The sequence below is a fragment of the Nostoc sp. ChiQUE01b genome (genome assembly GCF_034531255.1).
Lineage (GTDB): Bacteria > Cyanobacteriota > Cyanobacteriia > Cyanobacteriales > Nostocaceae > Nostoc.
The window spans coordinates 18,219-34,346 of sequence record NZ_JAVRBM010000094.1 but is presented as its reverse complement, the minus strand read 5'-3'; the positions used below and the strand labels follow the sequence as shown (position 1 = coordinate 34,346).

Below are 16,128 nucleotides of genomic sequence, written 5' to 3'. Positions count from 1 at the left end.
CAATATCCCTTATTTCTATTTTTCCTCTGCCTAGAGTGACAAAAGAGGGTTAATTTCTGCAATACAGCAGATATTTACTTCATTTTGGAAGGGCATGAACTTACTTTTGCCTCCATATTGATTCGGTACAATCAGCGGCTTAAATCGGATTTGCACTTGCGAGTCTGCGTAACGCCGACGCACCCACCAAGGTCGATATTCGGGAATCGGTGAGATGTAAATGCTGTTGCTGTTGCACCACTCTGTCCCCGGTGGATTACGCCATCGATCTAAAAACTGATGGGGCTGTTTGCCTGTGAGAATCCACCAGCTGATAATTAGCCAGAATGAGGTGGCAAAGAACCAACCCATACCCAAACTGAGTAAACCATTGGTGAGAACATAGCAAACTACAATGATGGCAATCCAAGGAAGTAGCTGTTCAGCCGGAATTGGCCCAATACTGGCTTGCTTGCCCAAAATCCGATTGACTTTGATGAATTCTCGATTGTCTTGTGCCATATTTGTGTAATTCTCTGGTGCTGCATTAGTAGTCTGTCAACCAAGAAGTAACAAGTGAAGATAAGGAGGAGAATAGGAATTTTATTCTTGTCATTAACCTCTCAAAGTTGGTTTGACGAACTATTAGCAGTATTTTTAAGTTTTTCCGAAATTTCTCAATAACTGACACCGCCTAAATTTTCTGAACAATATGTTATGAATTTGCCATCTTTGATAGCCCTATTTAACAATAAGTGATTCAGTAGTCAGGAGTCAGAAGCCATGCTGAATTCTGTAGGAGTGGTGGATCAATAAAAGGTGAAACACTACACTAAATCTGCATAAGCTGTCGCGTCTTTACTTTTCCAAAACATTCTCGATATATCATGGGTTACGGTTGACAAAAAGTGCAAATTGTAGGTGCGACAGCTTATTGAGTGGTCAAATTTCGTAGTAACGAGTCTTAGAAGACAGTCAGGCTACTAAGTAGTTAACAGATACCAACGGCGGAAGCTGCCGCTCCCACTTTCCGCGCTCATCCCCCACTGATGAATTCTGACGAATATTTTCTGACTTCTGAATTCTTATTTAGTGGGTATAAAATTCCAGTTGGGTTTAGTTTATGGCTGTTGTTCCTGTGCCATTACCGACAAATATGAAAGTGATGACATCAATTGCAATTACGATGGAGAATGCTAAACCAACTTGAGTAACAATCGGTCGCCAGTCGTTACCTTGCTGTGCTTGGTTATAGGCAAATAGAGAAGCAGCAGCAACCAGCAGCAAGAATGCACCTCGGATGAGGTTGAATGTCAAACCAACAACGTTGGCATCCAAAGTACTAGTGGAACCGCCTCCGGCTTGGGAACTTTGTTGGGCTAAATTGTTGAAGAAGCTTTCCAACCCGCTTAAGAAAATAGCTTGGGCTGGAGTTGTAAAAGTATCGAGTAAAGCGGTAACAGTGATAATGGCGGCAACAATATGCCAGAAACGAATTTTTCTACCTAAATACTTTTCTAGAATGGGTACTGTCCGAATTACGTACCTAATACTCAAGAAAACAATGGTGGCACATCCCAAAATAGTGACGAATATGGGTTTGGTAGCTAACAAATAAATTCCAATCGCAAGACATAGTAAAATGAAAAGTAAGTCTATGCGGTTGATTTTCAGGTTTCTCAAGTTGGTTGAAAATTTACGAGATGGCAGCAGTTTTAACTGAGAAATGTGAGATTTTGTGTTGTTCATTTTTTTGTTCTCGTTTGTAGAATTAAACTTGCATTTCTGGTTTGCTGGCTTTTCTTTGAGTTTGTTTCTGGCGTTGCCTTGCAGTATCTTTATCAGTCTGGGCTTGGGTAGAGCGAGTTGATTGCTGATTGTCCAGTAGCGTTTCTATCTCACGCAGGGGGATGCTACACTGCAAAATCTCTGGGGGCTGCCCTGGTACTAAAACGGCATCAAGCACTTGTTCATCGTTACGATTAGGGTTAAATCCTTGAAGTAGCCGTGTATCATTGGGCAGTTTTACTACTTCAAACTCGTACTTGACTTTGCCCTTTTCAGTCCAGGTGAATGTCGGTTCATCGTTGCTGTTAAATCGGTTAGGTAGTTGTTCTTGAAATTTTTGAATTAATGCTTGGGTACTGGCTTTGAGAGCGTATTCTTCTTTCGACTGTGGGAGTTTGCAGATGCCAGTCTTTTCATCAGGACTGAGATTGTCTTGTGCGATCGCCCACTGTCCCTGAGTACGAGTACCAGCAAAGAGTGTTTCACCTTGGGTATTTTCCAAGGCAATTGCTACCTGCTTGTCCTGTGCTTCTACCCATAAAGTTTTGTTACTGGAAATGGCGATACCTGCTTGGGGTGATTGGTCAAATAACTCACCAGCAACTTTGGCAAACCCCACTAAAGCATCGGCACAGGCAGCTTGCTGTTGCTGTGCTTGGCGTTTCGTCAAATGTTCTAAAATGTCAACATCTGCTGGTTGCTGGTTAGCAGAGTTAGGTTGGACAATATCTGCATCAGTTTCTGACTCGACAACAGTAGAATTATTCTGTGGTGCTGCCATCTGTTTTTCCAATCGGCTAACTACCATTTCTAAACGGTCAAGTCGCTTGGAAAGAACTTTCAGGTAGGCTTCAATTTGGTCAAGCTGTTCGCTGACGCTGGCATCCTTATTTAATTCAAATGGTTGTGATTGGTATTTGGGGTCTAGTTTGTCACCAAGATTATCTACTTTCGAGCCGATTTTGGTAGCAGCTACAGCCAGTGGATTATCTGCGGCTGATTCTTCAGATACAGTTTGAAAATCTTGAGACTTTTGAGACTCTGGTGAGTCCGGCTTTGCTTCTTGCAAGCGACTGGCTATGTTATCTACGCGGTCATTCTGTTGTTGGAGTTTTTTGAGAATTCGTTCAAGCCGCTTTTCATCAGCTTCGGCTGCTAGCTGTTCCAAAACACCTTGTCCCACTGCAATTCCCAGAGATGCCAGTTGTCCTGTTAAGCCTGCCAAATTCACCCCATTAACTTCTCGTCCATTGGTGGCAGCTGTGGCACTTAAACGCGAAGCTTCGTCTAGAGGTTCTCTAGATTTGGAGTTTTTGGCAGCAGTTTTATTGGTCTTAGCTCTGTCCTGAGTTTTAGGTTGTGTTTTAGGCTGAGAATTACTTTGGGTTTTAGTTGAAGTTTTGGCTTGAGTTTTAGTTTGGGCTGCGCTAACACGACTAACAGATGGCTCGTCTTCTTTACCTAAGTCATCTAGGTCGTCAAGTTTAGTGTTGAAATCATCATTTAATAGGTCGTCTAGTTCGTCGTTTGTATCATCTATTTCTTCATTTTCTTCATCTAAATCGAGCAGGTCATCTTCTAATTCATCATCGAGATCGTCTAGTTCTGTTTCAGCAAAACCGCAAATTTCAGCAATGTTAGAAGGGGTGAAGTAGTTTTCATCTTTGTTGGTAATTCCTTCGAGGTTTTTAATTAGGTACTTGCCACTGGTTCTGTGGTTGGGATCGTTGGTGAGGTAGAAGCGATAGCCTCTAATCTCGTCATCATCCCCACCTCCTACACAGAGTTCTACAGTAATGGGGGCTTTACCTGATTCCTGGCTGTAGTTTTCTACATAGGCTTTAAAGTCTTCGTGGGACTGGATAGAATCATCCTGAATTGAGGATGCGATCGCTTTATCCAGCGTGTTTTCAATATGGCGGAGTTTGCGGCGATCTGTCAGGTTTTCCCATGAGCGATTTTGAGAATTTTGTCTTTGCTTAGGTTTGGTCAGTGTTTTGGTAGCCATAGGTACTCAAAGCTGATTGCCTTAGCAGTTAGCCTAACAAGACTTCATCTGGAAACAGCTAGACCAAATGGCAATTTATAAGTTGTCCAGTTGGCTAATGTTGACAGTTAGCAGTTTTATGAACAAATATCCTCAAGCTACTTTTCTCAGATGACTGAGAATAAACGAGGAATATAAAAAATGAAGTCGCAAGTATTAAATCAAGCCACCCACAATATGCGTGAGGTGTTTACCGATGTCACGTCTGGCGAAAAGAAAGAAATTGATTTGCTAGCACAGGTGCGTTATCAGCAGCAGGAAACTTATTTTTTAATTCACGTTGAAAATCAGTCTTATACTAAGTCGGAATTTGCCAAACGGATGTTTAAATATTTTGCCCGCTTGCATGAAAAATATGATTTACCAATTTATCCTGTAGTAATTTTTTCCTTTGATGAACCAAAACGCGCTGAACCTCAAAATTATCGCGTTACGTTTCCCGATTTTAAGGTGCTGGAATTTCAGTTTGCAGCAATTCAATTAAATCGCCTAAGTTGGCGTGATTTTCTAGCGCAACACAATCCAGTAGCGGCAGCGTTGATGGCCAAGATGAATATTGCAGAGTCAGTTGAGATGTTGAAGTGTTCGCTCCATTTACTGCTTCACTATTTGAAGTCTTGGACAGTTCCTCTGCCAGCTTAGTTCATTACACTTTTACCAACGCCCAATTCCTTAAATGAGGCACTTTACATCCATGATTCTCAATTTACTATCTATGTCTACCTATTTTTTGCGGTAGCTAAAATAATCCTGTGAACAGTTACAATTAGATATCTATCATATCATAATGAGGTTACAATGATGGCGTTTAAACCTGAAGGTGTTTTGGACTGTGCCCGTTCGATTCGTCCTTTCCTTCAGGAACTTTTAGGAGATGATGCAGTTCAAGTAGACGGCCAATTGGCTGAACTGCTGGCACAAGCTAAAGCTGGTCAGCAAGTCCATGAGCAGATTTTAGAACTGCTGAAAAGTTACCCAAATACTTATAATTGGATAGTTGAATTTCTTAGTGAAAAGCAGGTATCAAAAGGTTTTGAGAAACTTGCAGGTCAAGCTCAAGCGATATCTGCTCAAAAGTATATATGTCCTCAAGGGGACGATTATATTTGGTATCGTCGCGTAATCGGAGCAACTATACCAATCTGTCCTACTCATAGTGTCCTGCTAATTGCTGCCGATCAGTAATACAAATATGCCAACCAAATTTTTGGAAAGTCTCGGTGGAAAACTTGCAGAAAACTGGGCTGCAAATATACTGACACCAGCTTTTGTCTTTTGGATGGGAGGACTATTAGCTTGGGTCTGGCGTTTTGGTCGAAAACCTTTGGAAGATTGGCTCAAACAGCAACCAGAATCTTTGCTAATTGCTGTTACGGTAACTGGTTTGCTGATTATTGCTGTCTCAGCTTTTGTGGTTCAAAGGTTCGATTTATCTGTTTTAAGATTTTTAGAAGGCTATTGGTGTCGTTGGTTGCAACCTTTACGACGCTGGATGATACAGCAACAAGAGTATGAATTTGCACGAAAAGATAAGTGTTGGCAAGCTTTGGCTGAGAAAAAAGATAAAAAAGTTATAACTAACAAGGAATTAGAGGAATATGTAACGCTGGATGGACAACTTATGCAATTTCCATCTCAACTTAATAGGCTAATGCCGACAAAGTTAGGTAATATCCTTAGAGCAGCTGAGAGTCGTCCTTATGACAAGTATGGCTTGGATGCTGTAATTTGCTGGTCTCGCCTCTGGCTAGTATTACCGGATGGTGTTAAGAAAGAATTACAGGAAGCACGGTCAAATCTGAACACAGCAGGTCGTTTTTGGTTCTGGAGTTTGCTGTTTATCGCATGGACTGTTTGGGCTTGGTGGGCTGTTCCTGTTGGGTTACTGGGGGCAATCTTTGCTTATTATTGGGCAGTTGATGCGGCAAGTGTCTACTGTAGCTTGTTGGAATCAGCATTTGATTTGTATCGCCTAGAACTTTACAAATCTCTTCGCTGGCCAATACCTATTAATCCCAAACAAGAACAAGAGTTAGGTAAACAATTAACAAATTATTTGTTGCGAGGTTCTGATGGGGACAGACCAATATTTACACCACCAAAGGACAAGTGATTGTTATGAAGGGAGATATTTAGTAATAAAAATTGACATAGTTGTTGTTTTGGAAAAGATTAAGTATAGTTAAACGCTAGTTAAAATATAGATTAGCTTTCCAGAATTTTTATAAAAAGTTTCATATTAATAGACTCGTCCGGAAATTAACGTAGGGCACTTGTAGTTCAAGGTAGAACCTTACTTTTCGGACAGGTTTAATGAGTAAAGATGCTTTAGTTGTTGGCATTAATCAATATAATTCAGGATTGCCAGCTTTACGATCGCCTGCTAACGATGCAGAAAGTATTGCCCAACGACTCAGTGAAGGTGATTATTTTCGAGTTTGGCGACTTCCAGAGTATCTTCACCCATTTGAAAATAATGCCCGTCGTGTAGCTCAAAATCAAGAAGTTACGTTCAAACAATTAGAAACTGCATTAGAACAACTATTTCTCCCTAAAGGCGATAACTATCCAGACACAGCCCTGTTTTATTTCTCCGGGCATGGTATTCGCAAAGAAAGAGGCCTTAAGGAAGGATTTTTGGCAACTAGCGACACTAACCCAGATGATGACAAATGGGGATTACCCTTACAGTGGTTACGAAGAGTGTTGGAAGAAAGCCCAATCCGCAAGCAGGTAATTTGGTTAGACTGCTGCTACAGTGGGGAATTGTTGAACTTTGATGAAGCAAATCCAGACCATAAAGGAAAGGCACGCGATCGCTGTTTTATTACATCTAGTAGAGAGTTTGAAGAATCTGGGCAAGATCCCAACAGCAACTACAGTGTGCTGACGAAGGTATTACTAGAAGGGCTTGACCCGCAAAGACAACCGGATGGGTTAGTAAATAATTACAGGATAATAGATTTTATCAATCAGAACTTAAAGCAAGAAAAGCAGCGTCCGATATTTTTTAGTTATGGCGAGCCAATCATATTGGTTGACAGTAGAGGAAGTAGAACCCAAGAGACCAATAATCCACTGCAACCGGACAAAAATCCCTATCGGGGTTTAGCCGCCTTTGGCTCTAACCCAGAAGACACCCAGTTTTTTTATGGACGAACAGCATTAATAGATGAACTCCTAGAAAAACTGTGGCAACAGAATTTTCTGGCAGTATTGGGAGCATCTGGTAGCGGCAAATCTTCAGTTGTACAAGCAGGGCTGCTAAACGCGATTCAACAAGGGCAGCGACGGGATACAGCCAATTGGCATATTTTGCCAGTGATTACACCAGGAGATGACCCTTTAGCAAGTCTCGCAACTGCGTTTATTAAACCCAATGATCCGGTTGGGCGTAAGCCTCGATATATCAGTCGATTAAAGGAGAAAGGAGCAGAATTCTTAGCAGAGTTAGTTAGTGAACACCAGCAAAATCCAGTGGTTTTGGTTATTGACCAGTTTGAGGAGGTATTTACACTGTGCAAAGACAGCCAAAAAAGACAAGATTTTTTTGATTGTCTCATGGATGTGCTGACTTTGCCTAATGAAAGTATAGACGTAAACAATACTGCTGCCTTACGAGTTGTGATTACCATGCGGGCAGATTTCCTGGGCAAATGCCTAGAACAGGATTATGCCGGATTTGCCGAAAATCTCAAAAATAATACGGCAACAGTAACACCTTTGACGAAAGAGGAGTTGGAAGATGTCATTATCAAACCCGCTGAAGTGGTGGGATTAAATGTTGAGAACGCACTAGTGCAGAAAATGATTGAAGATGTTCAGGGTTCACCTAGTAGTTTACCACTGCTACAGTATGCCTTAACAGAACTGTGGGAACTTTGGCATCAAGACTGGCAGCAGCGTGGGACAGCAGCAGGTAATACATTAACACTGACAAATTATGTTCAAATTGGTGAAGTCAAAGGAGCTTTAGAAAAACAGGCAGATAAAGTTTACGATTCCCTTTCGCAGCAAGAACAAGGAGTTGCCAAAAAAATCTTTTTGGAGTTAACGGAGCCGGGAGAGGGTACAGAGGATACCCGTAAACGAATATTGAAGAACGATTTGATTAATGATCAGCATCCAAAAGAATTGTTAGATCCAGTAATTAGTCAGCTAGCAGATGCTCGATTAGTTGTCACGAACACTGTGTCAAACGTAACTACAGTCTCAGAAACAGAGCAACCAGATGATACTGCATCCCAAGCTAAGGTAGTCATAGACATAGCACATGAAGCACTAATTCGTCATTGGAAAAGACTGCGCTCGTGGATTAATGAAAACCGTGATGCTTTAAGGACAGAGAGAAAATTGAAAGCTGCCGCTAAAGACTGGCAGGATAACCAGGAAAATAGTGATTATTTGTGGCCAGGTGCAAGGTTGGTAGAGGCAAACGACTATTACGAAAAGTATTTGAGCTTGGGGCGACTAGATCAGATAACCCAAAAATTTATTCAAGGCAGTCGAGACAAGCAAAAACGACTGGAAAACGAGGAAAAACGACTGCGACAGGAAAAGGAGAAACAGATTCAGTCTTTGAATCAGGCGCTTACTAAATCCCAACTGCAAGAGAAGGCGGCTAGGGTACAGAATTTAATTCCTACTCAACCTTTGGATGCTTTATTGCTCGCAGTTGAAGCAGTGAAAACAAATTTAGATTGGATATCTAACTCTAATAAAGACGAAATATCTGTAAAAAAGCCGATCGCTATCGACATTTTAGCAAACAAACCAGGTGAGATTTTGGGTGTTGTGCAGGCAAGTCTCTATGAAGCTGCGGCGAGAGCGATCGTCCCAAATGTCTGTGAAGAGCCTCAGGCAGCTATCAATTCTATTGCTTTTAGTTATAAGGGGGAAATGATTATTAGTAGCACTCTGAACATGGCTTACTTTTGGGACAGCAGTGGCAAAACTCTGCTAAAAAAATTGCCATTGTGTAAAGATAAGAATTACGATGTCAATTCCATTGCTTTTTGTTCAGAATCACGAAAAATTGCTGGTGCATGTTCTGACAACATAGTGCGGGTGTGGAGTTTTGAGGGCGAGGGCGAACCGCTTTATACCCTCCAAGAACATCAGAAAGCTGTCAAATCTGTAGCGTTTAGTCCAGACGGAAAAACTATTGTCAGTGGTAGTGAAGACAAAACTATTCGCCTATGGAACATTGATGGTCAACCTATCAAATCTAGACTTTTGGGTAAACATAAAGATCGTGTCAATGCTGTTGCGTTTAGTCCTAATGGGCAAATGATTGTCAGTGGTAGTAAAGACAAAACTATTCGCCTATGGAACATCAATGGTCAACCTATCAAATCTAGACTTTTGGGTAAACACGATCAAAGTGTCACTGCTGTTGCGTTTAGTCCTAATGGGGAGATGATTGTTAGCGGTAGTGAGGATACAACAGTTTGCCTATGGCATATCGAACGTGGACTTGAAAAACAATTACGCGGGCATGATGGTTGGGTTCATTCTGTAGCGTTTAGTCCTAATGGACAAATGATTGTTAGCGGTAGTGAAGATAAAACAGTTCGTCTATGGGATATCGAAGGTAGACCTGTTGGACATCCATTACGCGGACATAGCGATCGTGTCAGTGCTGTTGCGTTTAGTCCTGATAGGCAAATGATTGTTAGCGGTAGCTATGACACAAAGATGATTCTGTGGGCAATTATCAATCACAACCCGATTCTTGAATTATCCGATCATAAGGATAGTGTCAATGCTGTAGCGTTTAGTCCTGATGGGAAAATGATTGTTAGCGGCAGTTCTGACAACACGCTTCGCTTATGGAATAGTAACACTGGTGAGTCATTATTACATGGGCATAAAAATAATGTCAATGCTGTAGCGTTTAGTCCTGATGGGAAAATGATTGTTAGCGGCAGTTCTGATAAAACGCTTCGCTTATGGAACAGTCAAACTGGTGAGTATATTAGGCAATTAGATGGACATGAGGATAGTGTCAATGCCGTTGCGTTTAGTCCTAATGGGCAAATGATTGTTAGTGGTAGCTCTGATTCCACAATACGTTTATGGAATATTCAGGGTGAGTGCATTGCTACTAAGGTAATAAATTCTCGCTTTGGATGCCAAGTTTTTTCTGTTGCGTTTAGTCCCAATGGAAAAATGATTGCCACTGTTAGTTCTGCTGGTAATTCTGGTGGAAAGTTATGTTTATGGAATATTAATAACAATTGCATTACAAAACTCTGGTGTAAGTGGCGAAAGACATCTATTCAATGTGTTGCATTTAGTCCCAATGGAGAAATAATTGCCACTGGTAGTTCTGATGGAAAGTTAAGTTTGTGGAATATTAAGGGTGATGATTTTGAAGGCACAAAGCCGTGGAATGCTCATGCTAACGATAATAATGATGGTGTTAAATGCGTTGCCTTTAGCCCAGACGGGCAGATGATTGTTAGCGGAGGTGGAGACAAGGAGATACGACTATGGGATATCAAGGGTACCCCTATCGGTCAAGCGTGGAGTCAGGATGATATTGTTACTTCCGTCGCTTTTAGCCCTAATGGAGAATGGATAGCCACTGGTAGTGCTTATCCTGACGAAACAATATCTAACAAAACGATATATTTATGGAGAGGTGGCTGGCAAGAGTGGTTAGAAATTTGTTGTAAAAGATTAGCTCCTATAATTCTAAAACAACCGTGCAAGGACATGAGTGAATACTGCGAAATTTGCGTTAGGTATGAGTTTTGGAGCGACAAAGATTTTGCCGCGATTTTGAAAGACCAAGGAGACTCCTTAGCAGAGGATCAACAAAAAAAAGATGCTCAAGATAAATTCATAAAAGCAAAAGAATATGATCCCAAATTAGATTTCGAGCCAGAAGCCAGAGCAGAACAGCTGGTAGCACTTAGTCTGATGGAAGACATACCATTCCTTGCACGAGACGGTCAAATCAAGGATGCAATTCAAGCTTGTGAAAGAATTTACCACACTTTAGATCCATCTAAAATTCCTGCATATGCATACGCTAATTTATGCTGGTTTGGTAGCCTACAAACATATCAAGATGAGCGTATTGTAAAAATTGCTTGTGACAAAGCTATTGAATTTGAAAAGTCTATTAAACTTAAAGCTTATTGGCGAAGGACTCGAGGAGTTGCGAGAGCATTGAGGTTAAAGGAAATACTAACACTAGACGAGAGACACAGCAATCTTCTTCGAGAAGCAATTGAAGATTTTGATGCATACATCAAAGATAAAAATATCCATGACAATGATGAAAAGCAACAATGCCAACGATGGATTGATGTTCTAGAGGTTGGGGAAAATCCGTTTACTGAGACAGAAATTAACGATTTACTTATCTATACTTACAATAAAGTAATAGGAACGGTTACAAATGAGGAGGAATAATCACTTTATCAATTTCATAAATAACCCCATTGCTAAGTGTGGTCTTGAGTTCCGTAGCTTTTGCGTTATTATTTACTTTGATAGAACCACTGTAGACTTTAATATTAACTTGATCACCTTCAAGAAGTGTGTCAAACTTTCCTGATTTAAGTTTTTGTGAATTGATTGAACCCTTTAGAATATGGTACTGTAAAATCTTCTTCCAAGTCTCCTTGTCATTAGGCTTGTGCGAGGACGATGTGAATGCAGTATCAGTGGGCGCAAATATAGTATATGAACCTTGACGAGAATTTAGCGTTTCCATAAGTTCAGTTTCTTCCAAATACTTGACTAAAATGTTGAAACGCTTATTTGTTTTGACAACATCTGCAATTGTGAGTGAGGAAGCTACTTGCGTCGTAACCAACGGCAAAGGGTTAAGCGATAGAACTGGGTAATACCCTGCAAAAAATGAGATTGAGAGACTGACTAGAAAACAAACTAGAAAACTTACGCCGTTAAATCTTTTATCAAAAAGCATTATTTTTTGAATGTGCATGGAGATCATGAATTTCCCAAATAGTTAACAAAAAGAATTCAGGAGCCAATATTAAGTGGGGTATCCTATGCGACTCGTGGATGAATAAAGGGGTTTAAATCCCCATCTAATTGATTCTGAGTTCTGAAATTCTGACTCCTTCTTTAATTGAGATTAAGACGGTAGCCTAATACACAAAATTTTCTAACATAGATGGTTGAAATACTCACTGGTTAACAAGACCCAGAACGTGTAAGTTTGAACTGAGTTGGTATTCCGTCACTATCAATCGAGCCATCACAGTTCTTGATCCAATAGGCTACTGCTGGCTCCGTTTTGCTACTATCCTCGTAATAGTTAATTTCCTTATATCGAGTATATTGAGCTTGTACTATCTGAGAAGTAGTCCCTATTAGGATAACTAATAACAATCCTATTATGAAAAGTGAGAACATTGAAAAGACAAAGAATTTGTTACGCATTTGAAATATACCTCAAATTAAGTCGGTGCAAAAAAACTTTGTGAAGCAAAACAAATACGGAAGATGAACCAACTGTGGTGATTGAAAAAATTAGCTCTTATTCCAGACCCACTACTGAAGGTTAATTTCTCAGAAAAAATTTCCTTATTGTCTCATGATAAAATTACCTGTGATTATTTTATGTAAAGCTAACAACTGTTCAGAAGCATTTTACCATTCTGTCAATCAGGTAAGCGCATCTTAACTATTCTTAACAAAAAGATGAATCTATGAGTCGTTTACAATGTAAGCCTTTGCCACTAAATCAACCAGATTTTGCCTTTTAGATTGTCAAGAAGCGATCGCATAGTTGCGAAGTTAGCGTAACAATTATTCTGTATTGCAATAGTCTGAAAAAACAGGAATGATACAATGCACAAAATATTATTCATGTCAATAGCATTTGAGAGCGCTTACCCTACTTTACTACTTCAGTTCAACTCCATATCCTGACTGCTAATATGGTGTCCATTGTTTGATAACTCATGTTTTCTATGAAGTAATTGCTCCCTCTCTAAAATCATATCTTCTAACTCACTTGCGGCTGCTTCTGAAAGCGGAAATATCTCCTCACCCGTCTGTAGATTACCTCGACAAATTGTCCGCTTACCCTGATTTCGCACAATAAAATCACCACTATGCTGAACATAAGCCGTCCAGCGATCGCCAATCTTGAAATGCTCAATTTCATTATTTGCAGATTGATTGACTTGTCGCTGTTCGTAGGTAGTAGCGATCGCTCCTACCAAATTATCAAACATTTCTTTACGCCAGAGTTCACGGTGAATGGCTCGGAATTGCCCAGCAGTATCTAACTTTGGTTCTGATTCCGGTAATGGAACTTCTGGCAGACTGATTGACTCAGAATTAACCTTGAGGATAATACTAGAGCCATCTGGTTGCAAAGTAGCTGCAAATGTGGCACCAATCGGCAGTTTCGGACTATCAGGAGCAAAAGTGCCTAAATTCTTGCCATCAATCTGTAATATCGGTGTACCGTTGTAACGATAATGCTCTGGGTGTGATTCGGGTAACTCAAAAACTCCCACTTCCAAAGTAACGCTGCGCTTTTTCCATTGCTTACTAGCAAAATTTTCATTAGCGAAGTGATTGTATTTGATACCCAACACTTTAATTTCATCAAACTGAAAATCCTGAAGCTGCTGACATACTTCCTCTGTAAACAGGTTATATGCCAAAGCACCAACACCTGAATCCTGACGTGATGTTGCCCAACTATGATCTGCTGGAGGAATAATTCTCAAATCCTTGGGGATATTAAGTTTATCTAAATCGTTAATGTTTTCGCCAAATTTAGCTGCTAATTTATCAACTACTTTGGGGGATAAGTCTTTCAAGGCAAACTCAATCAGAGGTAATTGAGGATGAATAGTGGCATCAAATTTAATTCCCTTTTGTTCTAAAGATTCTTTCCATTTAATAGCACCTGCACCAAAAGGAACACTCAAAACATAAATATCCTGTGGTAATGCAACACTTGGCAGTTCATAATCGTACTGAAACGAAAATGTAATTTCCATCTGTTCTGCCAGCTTTAAACAGTCTTTGCGATGCCGATCTAATTCTGGACGGGTGTGTTGTGTGTGCCACAATGCCCCTGCACCTTCTTTGCGAGACGCTACGCATTGACTGAGCCTCTCCGCAGGATTTACAAACCTCTCTTCTGGACTGGTGAATAATTCATCAATTTCCGCTCGATAGCTTTCGTAGAGCTTTCCTAGTTCCTCATTAAAGGCTTCCCTGTCATCTCCCACCCGTTCCTTAATTTCGTCTCTAGCTTGCTGAAACCTTGTTTTCAGTTCTTCTGCCCATTCCAACGCATCTACAGATAGCGTCTCTTTGGGAAACAGGTAGCGAAACTCATGCCTATCTCTGCTGCGAATGCGTGTTGGTTCCCACAAAGGATTGACTACAACTCTTGCAATGACGTTGATTGAGCCAGGAGCATCCGCAGGCATGGCAAAAGAGCGATAAAGCCGTTCATCTTTCTTAAAGTCAAAAAAGTAACTGGGGTGAGACTCTGACCATTTTTTGGCATCTGCGAGTAAATTTTCCCCACCTATTTCCTTGATATCTTCCAATCTTTCTGCACTTTTGGGCGAATCTACCTCAACCTGAAGTGCCTGAAATAGACGGTTTAGTAGCTTCCTTTGTCGTCTGCCAAATCGCTCCACATTCTCACCGTCTTTGGGCATCGATGACTGTACACGCCCAATGTTTGTTGCTACCAGCCCGACTTTATTTTGACTGCTGGCAGCAGCAATCTCTGCTAAATTTTTGTATTTTAAGTTGCTTTCTTCATCTGTGATTTCCGTATACGCCAGCTTAGGGCGTTGTTTAACTGGCTCAAATCGTCCCGGTTCACCTGCGCGGAGAGTTTCTTGAGCAATATTAGGCAGTTTACTAGCAGAACTGACCATTAATTGGTCGCCGTCAAAATCGGCTTGGTGGTATTCCTCGGCATCCTTGGGGTGAATCCAAACTACGTTGCGAGTTTTCTTCAATTCTGGGTCGTGGATGTTTTGGTAGAGACGGATGTTGTCTGAGTTGACGATGGGGTAACGGGTGAGAATGACATCTCCTTCCGGTAGGTGGGGTACACAGATTGTGCCACGAGTTAGGCGATCGCATGGCATTGCCATACCCGAATTATGGTTGTATCCTCCCTTAATCGCTAAGTCACGCCATTGATTGGCTATGTAATCGGTAGCAAACTTGCGAAATTTGGGGGTTTCAATCAATTAACCATATTTATCGCTACGTAATAGGGAAATCCAGCGAGATTCCTGTGCTTGATTGTTAGCATTAGCCTCAATTTCGTCAAAAGCTTCTTCAGATTGCTCTTGATGCGATGGCGGAACGCCCGCCGTAGGCGATCGCTGTTGTTTGTCATATTGTTGGATGATGTATTTTGCCAACACCAAGGGATTACGCTGCAACTCGGCAAGTTCTCTAGCTTTTTCTTCGGTGGGTTTGCTCAAATCTTGTTTGACTGCTTCTTCTGAGTACCAAATGGTAAATTGCCAACTATTATCGTAGCTGGTAGCTTTGGCGTTACCTCGATTCCCGATAACCGCTTGGGGAAACTCATAGTCACCGCAGGGTATTAAGTTTTTGAGTTCCGACTTTTTAATGCCTTTAATTGAGGAACGATCCATAATAATGTCGTAGCCTTGGGCATCAGTCAAAGTCGCATCGGGTAGGAAAGTACCTTTGGATAAGAAACTAGTTTTTGGGCACAGGGAATTATCTGGTTCAGCCCAATTACTCCTCCAGGCAAACCGAAATTGGAATGGACAATTGCCTTCTCCTCCTAATTGTTTGGCAAGTTGAGGCGAAATCTTGCCGTGACAGTCTCCTGTTTTATAATGAGCATACTGTGGGTCTTCAAAGTCCACAATTTTAACTCGCAGCCCTGTAAAAGTTTCTGAGCCTTTGTAGCAATTGCTAACTAGCAAAGAACCATAGCGACAGGCAGTATCCGGTTCTGTAGCGAATAAGCGTGTAATTTTTTTATGCAGTGAACCATCAGCAAAGTAATAACTATTGCCAGAACTGAAAGCTAACTTGCGTCGGATTCCATCCTGAAAGGTTCTTTGTCTTAAATGGTTGGCATCTGGATTTTTACTGTCAATTTTAACCAGTAGTAGAGATTGTAAATCTTCTGCTTCAAACATCTGTTCGAGCAGAGAATTTTTAATGATTTCTGGTTCAGATAAATATCTCCCTTTACCATTGTTATACGACCCATCAAAGATAGGTATGCTCAAACCAGAACCTTCTAAGACTCTAGTGGTTAAATCCATTACCAATAATCTATTAGATAGCTT

10 protein-coding genes are annotated in these 16,128 nt (G+C 40.9%); 4 read left to right on the top strand and 6 right to left on the bottom strand.

The window, feature by feature from the left end:
• Positions 1-30 precede the first annotated feature (30 nt).
• The 3 genes from RMY63_RS35345 to RMY63_RS35335 form a co-directional block, all read right to left on the bottom strand.
• Positions 31-501 (bottom strand): hypothetical protein, encoded by a 471-nt coding sequence (locus tag RMY63_RS35345; protein ID WP_322733162.1) that lies wholly within the window; start codon positions 499-501, stop codon positions 31-33.
• 594 nt (positions 502-1,095) lie between these two features.
• Complete coding sequence (locus RMY63_RS35340; protein WP_322733161.1) at positions 1,096-1,728, bottom strand: hypothetical protein; 633 nt, start codon at positions 1,726-1,728, stop codon at positions 1,096-1,098.
• A 22-nt stretch (positions 1,729-1,750) separates the two neighbouring features.
• Complete coding sequence (locus RMY63_RS35335; RefSeq protein WP_322733160.1) at positions 1,751-3,775, bottom strand: hypothetical protein; 2,025 nt, start codon at positions 3,773-3,775, stop codon at positions 1,751-1,753.
• A gap of 180 nt (positions 3,776-3,955) precedes the next feature.
• Here RMY63_RS35335 and RMY63_RS35330 point away from each other — a divergent pair, with 180 nt between their 5' ends.
• The 4 genes from RMY63_RS35330 (at position 3,956) to RMY63_RS35315 (ending at position 11,239) form a co-directional block, all read left to right on the top strand.
• The gene (locus RMY63_RS35330) at positions 3,956-4,456 is read left to right on the top strand and encodes a hypothetical protein (protein WP_322733159.1); all 501 of its coding nucleotides are present in this window, start codon (positions 3,956-3,958) and stop codon (positions 4,454-4,456) included.
• 156 nt (positions 4,457-4,612) lie between these two features.
• On the top strand, positions 4,613-4,999 hold the full coding sequence (locus RMY63_RS35325) for a hypothetical protein (RefSeq protein ID WP_322733158.1): 387 nt from the start codon (positions 4,613-4,615) through the stop codon (positions 4,997-4,999).
• 7 nt (positions 5,000-5,006) lie between these two features.
• Complete coding sequence (locus RMY63_RS35320) at positions 5,007-5,927, top strand: hypothetical protein (protein WP_322733157.1); 921 nt, start codon at positions 5,007-5,009, stop codon at positions 5,925-5,927.
• A 200-nt stretch (positions 5,928-6,127) separates the two neighbouring features.
• Positions 6,128-11,239 (top strand): eIF2A-related protein, encoded by a 5,112-nt coding sequence (locus tag RMY63_RS35315; protein ID WP_322733156.1) that lies wholly within the window; start codon positions 6,128-6,130, stop codon positions 11,237-11,239.
• Here RMY63_RS35315 and RMY63_RS35310 read toward each other — a convergent pair.
• The 3 genes from RMY63_RS35310 to RMY63_RS35300 form a co-directional block, all read right to left on the bottom strand.
• Complete coding sequence (locus RMY63_RS35310; protein WP_322733155.1) at positions 11,220-11,786, bottom strand: fasciclin domain-containing protein; 567 nt, start codon at positions 11,784-11,786, stop codon at positions 11,220-11,222. The genes RMY63_RS35315 and RMY63_RS35310 overlap by 20 nt on opposite strands.
• 922 nt (positions 11,787-12,708) lie before the next feature.
• Complete coding sequence (locus tag RMY63_RS35305; RefSeq protein ID WP_322733154.1) at positions 12,709-15,039, bottom strand: RNA dependent RNA polymerase; 2,331 nt, start codon at positions 15,037-15,039, stop codon at positions 12,709-12,711.
• On the bottom strand, positions 15,040-16,104 hold the full coding sequence (locus RMY63_RS35300) for a hypothetical protein (RefSeq protein ID WP_322733153.1): 1,065 nt from the start codon (positions 16,102-16,104) through the stop codon (positions 15,040-15,042).
• Between the last annotated feature and the right edge of the window lie 24 nt (positions 16,105-16,128).